Genomic DNA, 16,630 nt, shown 5'->3' with positions numbered 1-16,630 from the left:
CGCCCGCCCTGATCGGCGCTACTCGGTGGGCGCCGGCTCGACGCCGACCGTCGACCAGCCGCGGGCGACGGCGCGCTCTTCAGGGCTCTCGGGGCCGAAGCGCTCGCGCGCCGCTCGCACGGTCTCGGCAGCGAAGCTCGCGAAGTCGGCGTCGGCGGAGAGGCGACCCGAGGTGAGCACGTCGTACCAGATGCGCCCCACGTGCTCCCACGCGAACCCGCCGAGCTCGGTCGCGGCGAGGGCGAACGCCCGGTTCGGGATGCCCGAGTTCAGGTGCACCCCGCCGTTGTCGTCGTCGGTCTCGATGTAGTCGCGCATGTGCGCCGGCTGCGGGTCGCGGCCGAGCACGTCGTCGTCGTAGGCGGTGCCGGGCTCGAGCATCGAGCGCAGGGCCCGCCCCTGCACCTCGTCGGTGAAGATGCCCTCGCCGATGAGCCAGCTCGCCGCTTCGGCATCCTGGCCGAGCGCGTACTGCTCGACGAGCGCGCCGAACGCGTCGGAGACGTGCTCGTTGAGCGCCCCCGACTGACCCTGGTAGCGCAGCTTCGCCGTGTGCTCGGTGACACCGTGGGCGAGCTCGTGGCCGATGACGCTCAGCGAATCGGTGAAGCCGCTGAAGACCTCGCGGTCGCCGTCGCCGAACACCATCCGCTCGCCGTCCCAGAAGGCGTTGTCATACTTGTCGCCGAAGTGCACCGTCGCCTCGAGCGGCATGCCGGCGCCGTCGATCGAGTCCCGGCCGAAGACGCGGTCGAACATGCGGTGCGTGTCGCCGAGACCGTCGTAGGCGTCGTCGACGGCCTCGTCGCCGGTGGCGCGCTCGCCCTCGCGGCGCACGAGGCGGCCCGGGAGCTTCTCGCGGCCCTCGGCGTCGGAGATGCGCCGGTCGGGCGCCGACGGGGCGTCGGGCAGCACGCTCGGCAGCTCGGGCAGGGCCTCGACGCCGAGCCGCACGGGAGGCTCGCGGAGCAGGGCGCGCCTCGCGGCCTCGGCCGCGATCGGGAACCGCGGGCCGGCCGCCTGGGCGATGCGGTCGAGCAGGTAGGGAGGCACGATCTGCTGCATGCCTCGATGCTGCCACCTGCCGAGGACATCGGCGCGGCACCGCGCTCACGAGTCGTCGCACCGTCGATGCATCGGCCGCACCGCACCGGGCACCGCGCCCATAGGCTGGACGCGTGACCACCACCCCGCTCCTCGGCCTCCTGCTCGATGTCGACGGCCCCATCGCGAGCCCCGTGACGCGCTCGATCGCGATCCCGTCGATCGCCCGCGACCTCGCCGCCCTCGCGAACGCCGGCAATCCCGTGATCTTCAACACGGGCCGTTCCGACGCGTTCATCGCCGATCAGGTCGTGCCGCCGCTGCTCGCCGCGGGCCTCGAGCCGGGCGCGCCGGTCTGGGCGATCTGCGAGAAGGGCGCGGTGTGGGCCGCGATCGACACCGACGGCCTCGGCGAGGTCTTCGTCGACCTCGAGCTCGCGATGCCCGCCGACTTCGCAGCCGACATGCGCGCCTACGTCGAGGAGCACTTCGACGAGTTCGCCTTCTTCGACGACACGAAGCGGGCGATGGTCTCGGTCGAGCAGCACGTGCACGTGGCATCCGCCGACTACCTCGAGGCCCAGCCGCGCTTCGACGCCCACGCGCACGACGGGCTCGCCGCGCGCGGCTTCGGCACCGTGCGAGAGGGCGACGAGCGACCGGATGCCGCGGGGCGCGTGCACTGGCGCATCGACCCGACGATCATCTCGACCGACGTCGAGTCGGTGCGACTCGGCAAGGACCTGGGGGCGGCGCGAGCCGTCGAGCTGCTCGACGCCCGCGGCATCCGCCCGCAGCACTGGCGCACGATGGGCGACTCGCGCGGCGACTACCGCATGGCCGACTGGCTCGCCGAACGCGGTGAGCGGGTGCGGCACGTCGACGTGCGTCCGGCCGAGGGCATCCCCGCGACCGCGTACCCCGTGCTCACCGCGGGCGACCTCATCCACGACGAGGCGGGCGCCGTGTTCCTCGCGCGCTGGGCCGAGGCGTCGCGTCGCGGCGACCTCGGCGACGACGAGTAGCGAGCCCGCCCATGCCGAGCACGAACATCGCCGACACCGCCGACGTCGCCGCGCTGCGGACGCATCCGATCGCCCTCGTGCCCGCCGTGCTCGTCTGCGGCGCCGCGGTGCTCCTGTTCGGGTTCATGGTGCCGATCGCGGGCTACGCGATGCTCGCTGCCGGACTCCTCGTCGCCTGGCTCTGTGATCGCTCGGGCCGCACCGAGCGGCTCGCCGCCGACCTCGCGCTCATCGCCGTCGGCCAGGTCATCATCTCGACGGTGTCGCTGAAGGCCGACCTCAGCGACGCGGGCATGGTGCGCTTCGCGGTCGTGCTCGGGCTCGCCGTGCTCGTGCCCTACGTCATCTCGCGGTTCGTGTACCGCGAGCACGTCATCCGCTTCCCGTGGCGCACCGGCCGGCGCTGGAACCGCACGCAGTGGCTCTACCTGATCTTCGTGACGCTCGCCGGCTGGCTCATCCTGCCGTTCTACTTCATCAGCTCGGGCGTCTACGAGAACTGGCCGACGGTGACCGAGCCCGACACGATCGCGCGCCTGTTCGTCGGCGTCGCGGCCGTCGGCACGTGGGACGAGCTGTTCTTCATCTGCACGGTCTTCGTGCTGCTGCGCCGGCACTTCCCGTCCTGGCAGGCGAACCTGCTGCAGTCGATCGTGTTCGTGTCGTTCCTCTGGGAGCTCGGCTACCAGTCGTGGGGGCCGCTGCTCACGATCCCGTTCGCGCTCATCCAGGGCTACACGTTCAAGCTCACGAAGTCGCTCACGTACGTGTTCGTCGTGCACATGCTCTTCGACGCCGTGGTGTTCGCCGTCATCGTCTACGCGCACACGGGGTGGCCGGCGATCTTCCTGCTGGCGCCGTAGGCCTCGCCGGCCGCGCCGGCCGCGGCGCCGTGCGATCAGCGGTCGATGGACGCCCCGTGCTCGCCGAGCCAGTCGAGCAGCACCGCCGCGTGGTTCACCTGCTCGTCGCGCGCGCCGAAGAGCAGGGTCACCCGGTCGTGCTCGGCGCCGAGCGCGATGAGCGCCCGCGCGGCGTCGTTCGCGTCGAGTTCGCCGCGGTACCGCTCGGCGAACTCGTCGAAGCGCTCACGGTTGTGGTGCCATTCGGTGCGGAGCTCGGGTGAGGGCGCGACCTCCTTGTCCCAGAGGTCGAGCTCGGCGCGCTCCTTGCTCACGCCGCGCGGCCAGAGCCGGTCGACGAGCACGCGATAGCCGTCGGATGCCTCGGCCGGGTCGTAGACCCGCTTGATGACGAATGCCATGGGGCCAGTCTGCCCCGGGGCATCCGTCGTGCCAAGCGGCCGTGCCGGGCGGCCCTGCCGCGCCGCCTGGTCGACGCCGTCAGCTCTTCGGTCGGCTCCGCAACCCGAGGACGATGAGCGCGATGCCGCCGAGGGCGATGATCGGTCCGAGGATCGCCCAGAGCGGGGAGCCGGTCATGGCGCTGCCGCCGATGAGGCCGATGCCCTGCAGCATGAAGACGACGCCCATGACGACGACGAGTGCACCGATCGCGACGAGGACTGGCTTTCGCATGCGGGCAGCATCCCGCACCGACGGCCGTGCCGCAAGCATCTGCTGCCGCCCGGTCGCATGCTCGGTATCCTCGGACCACCCAGAGGCTCGATGAGAGGATGCCGCGCATGCGCGCGATCGTGCTCGACCGATACGGCCCGCCCGAGCGGGTCATGCGCCTCGCCGACCTCCCCGTTCCCGTGCCGGGCGACGGCGAGGTCGTCGTGCGGGTGGCCGCGGTCTCGCTCAACTCGTGGGACGTCGACCTCGCCACCGGGGCGGCCCTCGTGCGCCTCGAGGCGCCGTTCCGTCCCAAGCGCAGGCGACGAGTGATCGGCTCGGATGTCTCGGGCACCGTCGTCGCCGTCGGTTCCGGCGCGACCCGCCATCGCGTCGGCGATGCCGTCTTCGGGGAGCTCTCGGCGGCGGGCTGGGGCGGTTTCGCCGACCGGGTCGCCGCGCGCGAGGACGCGTTCGTCGCGCGACCGCCCGAGGTCGACGACCTCACGGCCGCCGCGCTGCCGCAGGCCGCGAGCATGGCGTGGCAGGCGCTGGGCGGCGCCGAGGCGGTGATGCCGAACGGCTCGCTGAACGGCAGGCGCGTGCTCATCGTCGGCGCCGGCGGGGGAGTCGGCACCTTCGCGATCCAGCTCGCGAAGCGCGGGGGCGCCCACGTGACCGCCGTCGAGCGCGCGATGTGGAAGCTCGACGCACTCGCCGGCATCGGCGCCGACGTCGTCGCCGCGGGCGTCGGCGACGGCGCCGGATCGCGTCATGCCTTCGATCTCGTGCTCGACGTGGTCGGCGCCTTGCCTGCGCCGCAGTCCGGCGAGTTGCTCGCCGAGGGCGGGCGCGCCGCGTACATCGGCGGGAGCCCGCGCCGCATCGCCCAGGTGCTCGTCGCAGGTGCTCGCGCCGGCCGTCGGTCAGCGGCCGGGGCGGACGCGGAGACTGCACGGCGCATCGGGCTGCTCGCCGCCGTGCCGAACCGCGACCTCCCCGAGATCGCCGCGCTCGCCGCGGCGGGGGAGCTGCGGGCGATCATCGACGGCCCGCATCCGCTCGAGCAGGTCCCGCAGCAGCTCGCCCGCCTGCGGTCGGGTGCCGTGCTCGGCAAGGCCGTGATCGGGCTCGCCTGACGAACCTGGTGGGTCAGCCGCGAGGCATCCGCTCTGGTAGAGTATTGAGGTTGCCGTCATGACGGCCGCGCACAAAGAGAGCCCGGGCATTCTGCCACGGGCAGCGCGCAACAAGAAGAAAGGGGATCCCATCTATGGCACTCGAAGCAGACGTCAAGAAGGCGATCATCGAAGAGTACGCGACGCACCCCGGTGACACTGGATCCCCCGAGGTCCAGATCGCGCTCCTCACGAAGCGAATCAAGGACCTCACCGAGCACCTGAAGGAGCACAAGCACGACCACCACTCGCGTCGTGGCCTGCTGCTCCTCGTCGGTCAGCGTCGTCGTCTGCTCGGCTACCTCGCCGACGTGGACATCAACCGCTACCGCAAGCTCATCGAGCGTCTCGGCCTGCGCCGCTAAGCAGCTTCATCGCTGCGGCTCTCGTTGATACCGCGAGCTTCTTGCGAAAGCCCCCCGCCCGCTCTTCGGAGCGCGCCGGGGGCTTTCGTCATTCCCGGGCGGGTCGGCGCGAACTCGACGGCTGCGAGTCGGCGGATGTCTCCGGCGACACGCCGTGCCGACGAGCGCCCGCGCGGCGTGGCGTCGCGAATCTCCGCCGACTCGCAGGCTGTGAGGAGGGGGCGCGAGCTCGCTACTCGACGCGCGCCCGGTGTGCGCGCGCGGCCATCCGGTTGCCGCACCGCGTGCTGCAGTAGCGGCGCGAGGCGTTCTTCGACAGGTCGGCGTAGATTCCCGCGCAGTCGTCGGCCTGGCACGCTCGCAATCGGTCCATGCCGTCGGCGCGGATGACGTCGACGAACGCCATCGCCGCCTCGACGAGGATGCGGGAGGCGAGCGGCGCATCCTGGCTGGTCGCGTGCACGTGCCAGTCGAGGTCGTCGTGCCGCACGAGGCGGGGCAGGGCGTTCGCCTCGTCGAGGATCGCGTTCACCTCGGTCACGGCGTCGTCGCGATCGAGGCGCCAGAGCGCACGGAGTCGGTCGCGCGCTGCGGCGACCTCCGCGACCTCGGCCGCGGTGCCGTCGCGCCGGCCGGAGTACCACCAGGCGTCGAGGATCGTGCCGAGCTGTTCGGGTGTCGCGAGTTCGTCGGCGCCCGATTCGGATGCCGCGGGCACGGTGTCGGCCAGCGCGGCGACGAAGCCCAGCGCCGCGATCGTGTCATCGGTGAAAATCATTTGACTCCTGACATCCGTTGCCGGTACTGTCACGAGCATAACGTCGTTCGGTCATGACGCGGCCACGAATCCACACACGAGAAGGAGACGCCGATGCGCGGTTCGAAGGGCGCCATCGGCATCGTGCTCGGCCTCGCCGCCGGGCTCGCCTTCGGCGCAGGCGGAGTGGTCGTCAAGCCGCTCCTCGAGTCGGGCTGGTCGCCCGGTGCCGCGGTGTTCGCCCGCATCGGCGTCGCTGCGATCGCCCTGCTCGTGCCGGGCCTCATCGCGCTGAAGTTCGACCTGCGGCCCCTCTGGCGAGCCCGGTGGACCGTGCTCGCGTACGCGCTCATCGCCGTCGTCGGCACGCAGGTCGCCTTCTACGCCTCGATCGCGCTCATCCCGGTCAGCACGACGCTGCTCATCGAGTACCTCGCGCCGGTCGCCCTCGTGCTCGTCGCCTGGGTTCGGCAGCGCCGGGCGCCGCAGTTCGTCGTCATCTCGGGATCGGTGCTCGCGATCGCGGGCCTCTACCTCGTGATCGGCCCGGGCGGCGGCGGGCTCGACGTCGTGGGCCTGCTGCTCGCCGGCGTCGCGATGGTCGGCGTCTGCGTCTACTACGTGCTCGGCGAGCGAGCGGATGTCTCGGTGCCCCCGATCGCGCTCGCCGCGAGCGGCTTCACCGTGGGCGCAGTGGTGCTCGGGGCTCTCGGCATCGTCGGCGTCGTGCCGTTCTCGGCCGAGTTCGTCGAGGTGCCGTACTTCGGCACGGTCGCCCCGTGGTGGGTGCCGGTGCTGACGGTCGGCCTCGTGTCGACGGCCTTCGCCTACGTCGCGGGCATCAGCGCGATCCGCATGCTCGGCACGCGCCTGTCGTCGTTCCTCGGACTCTCCGAGGTGATCTTCGCCGCGATCGTCGCGTGGTTCGTGCTCGGCGAGGCGATCGGCCCGCTGCAGGCGGCGGGCGGGCTCCTCATCCTGGGCGGCATCGTGCTCGTGCGCTTCGAACGGCCGCGCGATGCTGCTGCGGTCGCGCTCGACATCGACCTCGTGCCGGTGGCCGTCGATGTTCGCGAGTAGCGCCCGACGGGCTCGTGGCCCGCGCAACCGTCCGTAACACTCGATCGATCGGGCGTAGCGTCGAGGCATGACCCGCGCCGACTGGACCGAACTCGCCGACACGACCCAGGCGGTGCACGCCGGAAACGCCGTCGACGGCGGATCGGGGGCGATCCGCACGCCGATCGTGATGGCGAACTCCTACGCGTTGCCCGACGATCCGTCGACCATGAGCTGGTCGGGCACCGAGAGCCCGCTGTACACGCGCAACTCGGGCGCGAACCAGATCGGGCTGCAGAACAAGCTCGCGATCCTCGAGCACGGCGAGGACTCCGTCGTGCTCGCGAGCGGCGTCGCCGCCCTTCACGCCGTCTTCTTCACCTTCCTGAGGTCGGGCGACCACGTGATCGTTTCGGATGTCTCGTACGAGGCGACGTACCGGCTCTTCACCGAGCTGCTGCCCGAGAAGTACGGCATCGAGGCCGACTTCGTCGACACGAGCGACCTCCAGGCCGTGCGCGCGGCGCTCCGCCCGAACACGAGGCTCGTGCACATCGAGGCGATCGCGAACCCGACGACGAAGGTGACGGATGTCGCGGGCGTCGCCGCGATCGCACACGACGCCGGTGCCCTGCTCAGCGTCGACTCCACGTTCACCCCGCCGCCGTTCTTCCGGCCGCTCGATCACGGCGCCGACCTCTCGGTGCACTCGCTGACGAAGTACATCAACGGCCACGGCGACGCCATGGGCGGGGCCGTCACGGGCCGGCGCGAGCTCATCGCCCGGCTGAAGGCCGACGCGATGGTCGACGTGGGCGGCGTCATCAGCCCGTTCAACGCGTGGCTCATCATGCGCGGCTCGGTGACGCTGCCGCTCCGCCTTCGGCAGACCTTCGCGACGGCACTGCGCGTCGCCGAGGTGCTCGACGCCGACCCGCGCATCGCCTTCGTCGCCTACCCGGGGCTCGGGAACCACCCGCAGCACGAGCTCGCGAGCGCGCAGTTCGGCGGGGCGCACGGCGGGGTGATGTCGTTCGCCGTCGACGGCGGCCCCGACGTGCAGAACTCGTTCGTCGCGGCGCTGCGCATCGTGACCTCCGCGGTCTCGCTCGGGCACGACGAGTCGCTCATCGTGCACGTCGGAACGACCGGGCCGCGTGTGGCGTTCTACCCCGACGGCTTCAAGACCCTCGGGCACCTGCGCTTCTCGATCGGCCTCGAGGACGCCGACGATCTCATCGCCGACCTGCGACGGGCGCTCGACCTCGCGGTGGGCCCGCTCGCCCGCTGAGCGGCCGGTCGTACTGCCTAGACTCTGATCATGCGATTCGGCGTCATCATCCTTCCGCAGTACGAGTGGCCCGAGGCGGTGCACTACTGGCGCGGCGCCGAGGAACTCGGGTTCGATCACGCGTGGACCTACGACCACCTCTCGTGGCGGGGGCTCGCGGGCGAACGCTGGCACGCCACGGTGCCCACGCTCACGGCGGCCGCGATGGTCACCGAGCGCATCGGACTCGGCACCTTCGTCGCGAGCCCGAACTTCCGGTATCCCGTGCCGTTCGCGAAGGATGTCGCGACCCTCGACCAGATCTCGGGCGGCCGCCTGCTGCTCGGGGTCGGCTCGGGCGGCACCGGATTCGACGCGTTCGTGCTCGGTCAGCCCGAATACACGCCGCGGCAGCGGCTCGCACGATTCGTCGAGTTCGCCGAGGCGCTCGACGTGCTGCTTCGCTTCGAGGAGCCGGGGTCCGACGGGATCTCCTTCGAGGGCGAGTGGTTCACCGCATCCGGAGCCCGCATGGTCGGCGAGCCCGCGCAGCGCCCCCGCATGCCGCTGCACCTCGCGGCCGAGGGCCCGAAGGGGCTCGATCTCGTCGCGCGCCTCGGCGACGGCTGGGTGACGACCGGCGGCACCGTCGACGACACCGACGCCTGGTGGCGACGGCTCGCCGAGCTGAGTTCGCGGCTCGATGAGGCGTGCGCCCGTGAGGGCCGCGACCCGTCGGGCCTCGAGCGCATCCTCTCCCTCGACTCCGAGCCGCGGTACAGCCTCGAGAGCGCCGCCGCGTTCGAAGACGCCGTCGGCCGCGCGGCTGAGCTCGGATTCACCGACGTCGTGGCCCATTGGCCGCGCGAGCACGGCCTCTACGCCGGCGACGAGTCCGTGCTCGACGAGGTGGCGGAGCTCATGCAGCGCTTGCGGTGACGCGAGCGCCGAGCATCTCGGCCGGGCCGTCCGCCGGGCTCGCGGCATCCGTGCTCGCGATAGCCTGAAGCAATGCCCGCGCCCCGTTCGAAGCCCTTTCTCGCCTGGGAGCCGCTCCCGTACCTCGTCGTGTTCGTGCTGCTCCTGCTGACGGGCGTCGTGCGTCCGGATGGCCCGCCGTGGCTGCTCTGGCCCTTCCTCGCGATCCTCGCGGCGGCGGTCGCATGGCTGATCCTCGGCCTCGGCCTCGTGCGCGGGTCGCGGCGATCGAACCCCGACCAGTGGGGCGACCTCACGACGCTCGACGGACTCGAGCTGGTCGATGCGGTGCGCGTCGAGCGAGCCGTGCGTGCGGTGGCGCCCGTGGCCGATGTGCACCGGCACCAGCCGGCGATCGAGCTCGCGAGGCTGCACGGGGGCGCCGAACAGCACGCGGTGCTCGTGCCGCGCGCGAGCCGATGGCTGTCGCGGCGCTACCGGATCGGCGTGCAGCTCGTGGGCGGCGATCGTCCGCGTCACGCCGGCTTCCTGAGCCCGGCGGCCGACGACCGGTGGCGCGAGCTGCTCGACGGCATGCGCGAGCGCGGCGCCTACGTGCGGGTGCCCGCCCTCATCACCGGTGGTTCACGGCCGCACGGGGTCGAGCTCGACCTCAGCGGGCTCGAGCGTCTGGGCGCAGTCGAGGAGTGATCCCGCCCTGCGGGTGAGCCGGTGGCTCAGGCCGAGGCCTCCTCGGCCTCCTGCTTGGCGAGGTCCGCTCGCACCTGCTCCATGTCGAGCGCCCGAACCTGGGAGATGAGCTCGTCGAGCATCGGCCGGGGCAGTGCGCCGGCCTGTGCGAACACGCCGATGCCGTCCTTGAACGCCATGATCGTCGGGATCGACGTGATGTTCATGGCCGCGGCGAGCTGCTGCTGGTCTTCGGTGTCGACCTTGGCGAAGGTGAAGTCGGGGTTGGCCTCGGCAGCGGCCTCGTAGTTCGGCGCGAACTGCAGGCACGGACCGCACCAGCCGGCCCAGAAGTCGACGAAGACGGTGCCGCCCTCGAGGATCGTCTTCTCGAAGGTGTCCAGGGTGAGCGCCACGGTAGCCATGCCCCCAGCCTATGGGGGGTCCCTGTGGGCGGGCCCGATGTTCGCTCAGCGCGAGCTGTGCGCCGGAACCGGTCGCCGAGCGATCGGGTTCGCGCGTGCTGGGCCGACGTGGGTCGGCGCCGGTATCGTGAAGGCGTGGTCGCATTCGGAGGCGCGCTCGGTTCGTTCCGTCGCCGCGGCTCGGTCTCCGACGAATCGTCGGAACCGGAGGTCGCGGTCGATGCCGCGCGACCGGGGAACTCCGCGGCTCCGGTCGGGCCGGCTCACCTGGTCGATCCTGCGCGAGCGGCCGACGAGGCGATTCCCGACCTCGACTGGCGGGCGTTCCCCGAGCATGCGGAGCATTCGAGCTTCGAGGCGCCGAGCGGCGCGCTCGCCCGCGTCGCCCTGGGGGCGCCGTCGGCCCCGCGCATCGTGCTGGTGCCGGGCGCCACGGGGTCGAAAGAGGACTTCGTGCTCATGATGCCGCTCTTCGCGGAAGCCGGGTATCGGGTCGAGTCGTTCGACCTCGCCGGGCAGTACGAGTCGTGGCGCGCCGGTCCGTGGAACCTTCGCCCGCCGCGGCAGCGCTACGACGAGCGGCTCTTCCTCGACGATCTCCTCGCCGTGCTCGACGACGGCACGGCGCCCGCGCACGTGCTCGGCTACAGCTTCGCCGGCACGCTCGCCGAACTCGCACTGCTCGAACGGCCCGAACGGTTCGCGAGCCTCACGCTGCTCAGCGCCCCGCCCGAGCCGGGGCAGGCGTTCCGCGGGGTCAAGCGCATCGGGCCGATCAGTTCGTTCACGTCACCGCATCAGGGCGCCGCGCTCATGCTGTGGGGCATCCGGAACAACCTCAACCGGGTGCCGCCGCGCCGACTCGAGTTCGTGCGCGATCGCTTCGCGCTCACCCGGCGCGAGAGCGTCGACGACATCATCGCGCTCATGATGAAGACGCCCGACCTGCGGTCGGGGCTCGCGGCGTCGACGATCCCGAAGCTCGTCGCAGTGGGGGAGCACGACCTCTGGCCGCGCGAGCTGCACGAGCGGTTCGCGCGCGAGATCGGGGCGCACCTCGCGGTGTATCCCACCGGGCACAGCCCCTGCGAGACCGCGCCGCACCAGCTCGTGCGCGACATGCTCGCGCTCTTCGCCGCGACCGAGCTCACGCCGTAGGAACGTCGGGCGGCGAGCCGCCGGTGCGCTTCACGCAGGCAGCGGTTCCTCGCCGTCGGTCTCGGCCGATTCGGCGCCGTCGGGATCGGCGGGCAGTGCGTTCGCCTCCCAGACCCAGACCGGCGCACGACGGCGCTCGGCGCGCCGGGTGAGCGGCGGCCATTCGCGGGACTCGACCGACATCGTGTGGAACGCCATGCGCACCCGCCGTGCGAGGCCGTCGAAGGTGTCGAACGGGCGCGCCGAGACGCCGACCTGCATCCGACGGTCGCGCACGACCGTCATGCCGGGCTGCATCCACCACGCGAGGTCGAGGTCGTCGTGCACGTCGGCACGGTCGCGATGCACCAGGTCGCGGAGCCGCGCCCACGCGTCGGCGCGCATCGCGTAGTTCGAGCCGAAGATGGGCGGGTGGCCGAGCAGCGCGCCGATCACCGTGAAGTAGCCGCCGATGTAGATGTTGCGGGCGATCCACCGCACGACCGCGTTGCGCCCGTAGAACGTGCCGCTGTTCGTCACGACGGTCGGGCGGTCGGCCATCGTCATGCGACGCTCGACCTCTGCCATCCAGTCGGGCGCGGGAAGCGAATCGGCGTCGAGGCGGGCGAGCACGTCGCCGGAGGCCGCGTCGAACCCGGCGGCCGTGGCAGGCCAGATGCCGCGGATCGGCTCATGCACCACCCGTGCGCCGGCTGCGAGGGCGACCTCGGCCGTGGCATCCGTCGAGCCGTTGTCGACGACGACGATCTCGTCTGGGCGGCGTGTCTGCCGTGCGAGCGCATCGAGGCACGCGGAGAGGAAGTCCGCGTCGTTCAGGCTCGGAATGATGACCGAAATCGTGCCCATCACGGCGAGTCTAGCCATGGGACGGTGGTGCCACGCTCGATCCGTGCGTCGTTTCGGCCGATTCCGAATTGGGGCTGTCGGGCGGCGTCGCGAACGACATATGCTGACCGGCGACCGGGGGTCAACGGAGACGAACCGGCACGGAAGGGGAGACGATGTACCCATCTGCAACACTTTCCAAGCGCGCCCGCACGGCGGTGATCGCAACCGCGGCGATCGCCGGGCTGGCGCTCATTCCCAACGGAGCCGCCTTCGCGGCACCAGCTTCGAACAGCTGCGAGAACCGGAACAACAACACCGTGCAGAAGCTGCTCGAATGCGTCGGAGCCGACGGTGCGATGGAGCACCTCGAGGCGCTGCAGGCGATCGCCGATGAGCACGACGGCAACCGAGCCGCCGGTCTCCCCGGTTACGAGGCGAGCGTCGACTACGTCGTCGACAAGCTCGAGGCCGCCGGCTGGAACGTGTCGATCGACGAGTTCGACTTCACGTTCGTCGGTCCGTCGGAGCTCGAGCAGCTCACTCCGATCGCCGCCACGTACGAGACCGGACCGTTCACCGGCAGTGGTCCGGGCAACCTGACGGCCGCAGTCTGGCCGGTCGACATCCAGCTCGGAGTCGGGAACACGAGCACGAGCGGATGCGAGCCTGCGGACTTCGCCGGAATGCCGGCGGGCTCCATCGCGCTGATCCAACGCGGAACGTGCACCTTCGGGCAGAAGGCCATCAACGCCGAGGCGGCGGGCGCCCTCGGCGTGGTCATCTTCAACCAGGGCAACGACGACACCGCCGCCCGGAACGACCTGATCGTCGGAACGCTCGGCGGATCGGACATCGTCGGCATCCCGGTCGTCGGAGCGAGCTACGAGCAGGGCGTCGCGCTCTCGCAGCCCACGTCGACGGCGCGGGTCTTCGTGCCCGCACCCGAGCAGCGTCCGCAGAAGAACATCATCGCGGAGCTTCCGGGCAAGAACACCCAGAACGTGGTCATGGCAGGTGCGCATCTCGATTCGGTGCAAGCCGGGCCCGGCATCAACGACAACGGCAGCGGATCCGCCGCGCTCCTCGACATCGCCGAGAACCTGTCGAAGCTGAAGCCGCAGAACACCGTGCGTCTCGCATGGTGGGGTGCCGAAGAGGCGGGCCTGATCGGCTCGGAGGAGTACGTGGCCGGGCTCAGCGAGGCGGAGAAGGACCGTATCGCGCTCTACCTCAACTTCGACATGATCGCCTCGCCGAACTACATCTTCATGGTGTACGACGGCGACGAGTCGGGCTTCCCGGCGCCGGTCGTGGTGCCCGAGGGCTCGGTGCAGATCGAGGACCTCTTCGAGAGCTACTTCACGAAGATGGGCATCCCCTACGACGACGCGGAGTTCAGCGGGCGCAGCGACTACCAGGCGTTCATCCAGAACGGCATCCCGGCGGGCGGCCTGTTCACGGGTGCCGAAGTCGTGAAGACCGATGAGCAGGCGGCGATCTGGGGCGGAGTCGCGGGTGAGCAGTACGACCAGTGCTACCACCTCGCCTGCGACACGATCGACAACCTCGCGCTCGATGCGCTCGACGTGAACAGCGACGCGATCGCGACGGCTGTGCTGACGTACGCGTACTCCACGGAGACGGTCAACGGCGTCAAGGGCAAGAAGGTGCCCGGCGGCTTCAGCCTGCCGGCGCCCGCCGGCCCCCAGGGCACGGTCGGCAGCGATGGAGGGCACGAGCACTCCTCGGCCGACTGAGTCGCGTGCAATCGGGGCGGGGGTGCCGAACGGCACCCCCGCCTTGCGCGTCCATGTGCGGTGCGTGCGCCTCGGCGTGCACCGGCCCGATCGATCGGGAATAGTGGGCGGGGAGCATCCGTTGTCGGAGATGTATGCAAAAGCATGCAACGCGGAAATCTCCCACGAGGAAGAGCCCAGGAGGGCAACCATGCAGTTCGGAATCTTCACCGTCAGCGACATCACCCAAGACCCGACGACGGGGCGTACGCCGAGCGAGCACGAGCGCATCACCGACGTGCTGACGATCGCCCAGCACGCCGAAGAGGTGGGCCTCGACGTCTTCGCCCTCGGCGAGCACCACAACCCGCCCTTCTTCTCCTCCTCGCCGACCACGACCCTCGCCTACATCGCGGCGAAGACGTCGAGGATCCAGCTGACGACCTCGACGACGCTCATCACGACGAACGACCCCGTGAAGATCGCCGAGGACTTCGCGATGCTCCAGCACGTGGCCGACGGCCGTGTCGACCTCATGCTCGGCCGCGGCAACACCGGCCCCGTCTACCCGTGGTTCGGCAAGGACATCCGCCAGGGCATCAACCTCGCGCTCGAGAACTACAACCTGCTGCACCGCCTGTGGCGCGAGGACTTCGTCGACTGGGAGGGCCAGTTCCGCACCCCGCTGCAGGGCTTCCAGTCCACCCCGCGCCCCCTCGACGACGTGCCCCCGTTCGTCTGGCACGGCTCGATCCGCAGCCCCGAGATCGCCGAACAGGCCGCCTACTACGGCGACGGCTTCTTCGCGAACCACATCTTCTGGCCCGCCTCGCACACCCAGCGCATGGTGGCGCTCTACCGCCAGCGCTTCGAGCACTACGAGCACGGCACGGCCGAACAGGCGATCGTCGGGCTCGGCGGTCAGGTGTTCATGCGCAAGAACTCGCAGGACGCCGTTCGCGAGTTCCGCCCGTACTTCGACAACGCGCCCGTCTACGGGCACGGCCCGAGCCTCGAGGAGTTCACCTCGCAGACGCCGCTCACTGTCGGCAGCCCGCAGGAGGTCATCGACAAGACGCTCGGCTTCCGCGACTACGTGGGCGACTACCAGCGCCAGCTGTTCCTCATGGACCACGCCGGCCTGCCGCTGAAGACGGTGCTCGAGCAGCTCGACCTGCTCGGCTCGGAGGTCGTGCCGGTACTGCGCAAGGAGTTCGGCGAGAACCGACCCGCGACGGTTCCGGATGCCCCGACGCACGACTCGCTCGTCGCCGCGCGCAACGCGGCGAAGGCCGCCGGCGGCGCGAGCGCAGCCCCGCAGGGCGCCGCGTTCGGCGCCGCAGCAGTGAAGGGAGCCTGACCATGACGACCCGTACCCTCGCCGTCGTGTCGGCCGGCCTCAGCCAGCCGTCGTCGACGCGCATGCTCGCCGACAAGCTCAGCGACGCCACCGTGGCCAAGCTCGCCGAGCAGGGCATCGACACGACCGTCGAGACCTTCGAGCTCCGGGATGTCGCGACCGACATCATGAACCACATGCTGACGGGCTTCCCGAGCCCGAAGCTCGAGGCGGTCATCGAGGCCGTGACGGGCGCCGACGGACTCATCGCCGTCACGCCCATCTTCACGACGAGCTACTCGGGGCTGTTCAAGTCGTTCTTCGACGTGATCGACAGTGCCGCGCTCGCAGACCTGCCCGTCGTGATCGGCGCGACGGCCGGCACCCCGCGGCATTCGCTCGCGCTCGACTACGCACTGCGGCCGATGTTCACCTACCTGCATGCGATCGTGGCGCCGACGGGCGTGTTCGCGGCGACCGGCGACTGGGGCGAGTCGGCCGACAGCGTGAAGACGCTGCCGGCGCGCATCGAGCGTGCGTCGGGTGAGCTCGCAGCACTCGTCGCCGCGAGCAACCGCTCAGCGAACGTCAGGGACCCCTTCGCCCTCGACCGGCCCTTCGGTCACCTCATCGGCGGTCTCACCGGGGAGTGACGCCTCCCTGAGCGCTCGGCGGCGATCGAGCCTCACGATCGCACGATCGACGAGGAGTCCGAGCGCCACGGCGATCGGGATCGAGACGGCGATCGCGAGGAGCGGGGAGTCGCGCAGCATGCTGCCGATGATCGCGCCGATCGCGACGTTGTACGCGGCCCATGCGATCCCCGCCGCGGCCGAGAGCGGGAGGTAGCGCCGGAGCGGGACCCGACCCGCTCCGGCGGCCAGGTTCACCGCGATGCGGGCGAACGGCACGTACCGTGCGGTGAACACGAGCAGGGCGGTCCTTCGATGCACGGCGACTCGGACCCGTTCGATCGCCGCTGCGGTCCGGCCCGTGCGCTGCCAACGCCAGCGATCGAGGCCGACGCGTCGGCCGATCAGGTAGCAGAGCCCGTCGCCGACGATCGCGCCGGCTGCGGCGACGGGAACGACCTGCCAGAGCGCCGGTGACCCCGTCGTCGCCGCCAGTGCGCCGAGCGCGACGACGAGGGTCTCGCTCGGCAGCACGACGAGGAACGCATCGCCGACGACGAGCGCGAAGAGCGCGGGCAGGAGCCACGGCGAGGCGGCGAGCGAGACCAGCCAGGCGTCATCCACTCGCCCGTTCTATCCGTTCGAGGTGAACGGCAGGCGACGACACCGCACCGCAGGGGGCAGACCCC

The 16,630-nt window shown here is 70.9% G+C and carries 19 protein-coding genes; 12 read left to right on the top strand and 7 right to left on the bottom strand.

The window, feature by feature from the left end; all coding sequences use genetic code 11:
- Positions 1-18: 18 nt before the first annotated feature.
- Complete coding sequence (locus tag ACFTQE_RS12455; protein WP_376925370.1) at positions 19-1,065, bottom strand: M4 family metallopeptidase; 1,047 nt, start codon at positions 1,063-1,065, stop codon at positions 19-21.
- 113 nt (positions 1,066-1,178) lie between these two features.
- Here ACFTQE_RS12455 and ACFTQE_RS12450 point away from each other — a divergent pair, with 113 nt between their 5' ends.
- Together ACFTQE_RS12450 and ACFTQE_RS12445 are read left to right on the top strand one after the other, a co-directional pair.
- Entirely contained in the window at positions 1,179-2,069 is an 891-nt protein-coding gene (locus ACFTQE_RS12450; RefSeq protein WP_376925369.1) for a hypothetical protein, read from the top strand.
- Positions 2,070-2,080: 11 nt separating this feature from the next.
- Positions 2,081-2,932 (top strand): CPBP family intramembrane glutamic endopeptidase, encoded by an 852-nt coding sequence (locus ACFTQE_RS12445; protein WP_376925368.1) that lies wholly within the window; start codon positions 2,081-2,083, stop codon positions 2,930-2,932.
- 35 nt (positions 2,933-2,967) lie between these two features.
- On the opposite strand, the gene ACFTQE_RS12440 is transcribed toward ACFTQE_RS12445, so the two are convergent.
- Both ACFTQE_RS12440 and ACFTQE_RS12435 read right to left on the bottom strand, forming a co-directional pair.
- Positions 2,968-3,333, bottom strand: a complete 366-nt coding sequence (locus tag ACFTQE_RS12440; RefSeq protein ID WP_376925367.1) for a DUF488 domain-containing protein — start codon at positions 3,331-3,333, stop codon at positions 2,968-2,970.
- A 79-nt stretch (positions 3,334-3,412) separates the two neighbouring features.
- Positions 3,413-3,607 (bottom strand): hypothetical protein, encoded by a 195-nt coding sequence (locus ACFTQE_RS12435; RefSeq protein WP_376925366.1) that lies wholly within the window; start codon positions 3,605-3,607, stop codon positions 3,413-3,415.
- A 107-nt stretch (positions 3,608-3,714) separates the two neighbouring features.
- Between ACFTQE_RS12435 and ACFTQE_RS12430 the strand changes: the two genes are divergently transcribed.
- Positions 3,715-4,725 (top strand): NAD(P)-dependent alcohol dehydrogenase, encoded by a 1,011-nt coding sequence (locus tag ACFTQE_RS12430; protein ID WP_376925365.1) that lies wholly within the window; start codon positions 3,715-3,717, stop codon positions 4,723-4,725.
- Positions 4,726-4,859: 134 nt separating this feature from the next.
- Entirely contained in the window at positions 4,860-5,129 is a 270-nt protein-coding gene (gene rpsO / locus ACFTQE_RS12425; RefSeq protein ID WP_056658110.1) for a 30S ribosomal protein S15, read from the top strand.
- Between the two features lie 232 nt (positions 5,130-5,361).
- Here the strand turns inward: rpsO and ACFTQE_RS12420 are convergent, their stop codons facing one another.
- Complete coding sequence (locus ACFTQE_RS12420) at positions 5,362-5,907, bottom strand: CGNR zinc finger domain-containing protein (protein WP_376925364.1); 546 nt, start codon at positions 5,905-5,907, stop codon at positions 5,362-5,364.
- A 93-nt stretch (positions 5,908-6,000) separates the two neighbouring features.
- Here ACFTQE_RS12420 and ACFTQE_RS12415 point away from each other — a divergent pair, with 93 nt between their 5' ends.
- From ACFTQE_RS12415 to ACFTQE_RS12400, 4 genes are all read left to right on the top strand, one after another.
- Positions 6,001-6,966, top strand: a complete 966-nt coding sequence (locus ACFTQE_RS12415) for a DMT family transporter (RefSeq protein ID WP_376925363.1) — start codon at positions 6,001-6,003, stop codon at positions 6,964-6,966.
- Positions 6,967-7,033: 67 nt separating this feature from the next.
- Positions 7,034-8,236, top strand: coding sequence for a trans-sulfuration enzyme family protein (locus tag ACFTQE_RS12410; RefSeq protein ID WP_376925362.1), 1,203 nt, complete (start codon positions 7,034-7,036; stop codon positions 8,234-8,236).
- 30 nt (positions 8,237-8,266) lie between these two features.
- Positions 8,267-9,154 (top strand): LLM class flavin-dependent oxidoreductase, encoded by an 888-nt coding sequence (locus ACFTQE_RS12405; protein WP_376925361.1) that lies wholly within the window; start codon positions 8,267-8,269, stop codon positions 9,152-9,154.
- Positions 9,155-9,226: 72 nt separating this feature from the next.
- On the top strand, positions 9,227-9,844 hold the full coding sequence (locus tag ACFTQE_RS12400) for a hypothetical protein (protein WP_376925360.1): 618 nt from the start codon (positions 9,227-9,229) through the stop codon (positions 9,842-9,844).
- Positions 9,845-9,870: 26 nt separating this feature from the next.
- Here the strand turns inward: ACFTQE_RS12400 and ACFTQE_RS12395 are convergent, their stop codons facing one another.
- The gene (locus tag ACFTQE_RS12395) at positions 9,871-10,248 is read right to left on the bottom strand and encodes a thioredoxin family protein (protein ID WP_375836919.1); all 378 of its coding nucleotides are present in this window, start codon (positions 10,246-10,248) and stop codon (positions 9,871-9,873) included.
- Positions 10,249-10,515: 267 nt separating this feature from the next.
- On the opposite strand from ACFTQE_RS12395, the gene ACFTQE_RS12390 reads away from it, so the two are divergent.
- A complete protein-coding gene (locus ACFTQE_RS12390) occupies positions 10,516-11,406 on the top strand; it encodes an alpha/beta fold hydrolase (RefSeq protein WP_376925386.1) in 891 nt (296 codons plus the stop codon).
- A gap of 30 nt (positions 11,407-11,436) precedes the next feature.
- Here the strand turns inward: ACFTQE_RS12390 and ACFTQE_RS12385 are convergent, their stop codons facing one another.
- Positions 11,437-12,252: a glycosyltransferase family 2 protein gene (locus ACFTQE_RS12385; protein ID WP_376925359.1), complete on the bottom strand. Its 816-nt coding sequence runs from the start codon at positions 12,250-12,252 to the stop codon at positions 11,437-11,439.
- 155 nt (positions 12,253-12,407) lie between these two features.
- On the opposite strand from ACFTQE_RS12385, the gene ACFTQE_RS12380 reads away from it, so the two are divergent.
- The 3 genes from ACFTQE_RS12380 to ACFTQE_RS12370 all read left to right on the top strand — a co-directional run bounded on the left by ACFTQE_RS12380 (position 12,408) and on the right by ACFTQE_RS12370 (position 15,962).
- Positions 12,408-13,991: a M28 family metallopeptidase gene (locus ACFTQE_RS12380; RefSeq protein WP_376925358.1), complete on the top strand. Its 1,584-nt coding sequence runs from the start codon at positions 12,408-12,410 to the stop codon at positions 13,989-13,991.
- A 190-nt stretch (positions 13,992-14,181) separates the two neighbouring features.
- Positions 14,182-15,330: an LLM class flavin-dependent oxidoreductase gene (locus ACFTQE_RS12375; protein WP_376925357.1), complete on the top strand. Its 1,149-nt coding sequence runs from the start codon at positions 14,182-14,184 to the stop codon at positions 15,328-15,330.
- Between the two features lie 2 nt (positions 15,331-15,332).
- Positions 15,333-15,962: an FMN reductase gene (locus ACFTQE_RS12370; protein ID WP_376925356.1), complete on the top strand. Its 630-nt coding sequence runs from the start codon at positions 15,333-15,335 to the stop codon at positions 15,960-15,962.
- Here ACFTQE_RS12370 and ACFTQE_RS12365 read toward each other — a convergent pair.
- Positions 15,888-16,565, bottom strand: coding sequence for a DedA family protein (locus ACFTQE_RS12365; RefSeq protein ID WP_376925355.1), 678 nt, complete (start codon positions 16,563-16,565; stop codon positions 15,888-15,890). The two genes, ACFTQE_RS12370 and ACFTQE_RS12365, sit on opposite strands and share 75 nt — an antisense overlap.
- Positions 16,566-16,630: the final 65 nt, after the last annotated feature.

The sequence above is a fragment of the Agromyces sp. NPDC056965 genome (assembly GCF_042673425.1).
In the GTDB taxonomy this organism is placed as follows: domain Bacteria; phylum Actinomycetota; class Actinomycetes; order Actinomycetales; family Microbacteriaceae; genus Agromyces.
This window is presented reverse-complemented; position numbering and strand designations above follow the sequence as displayed.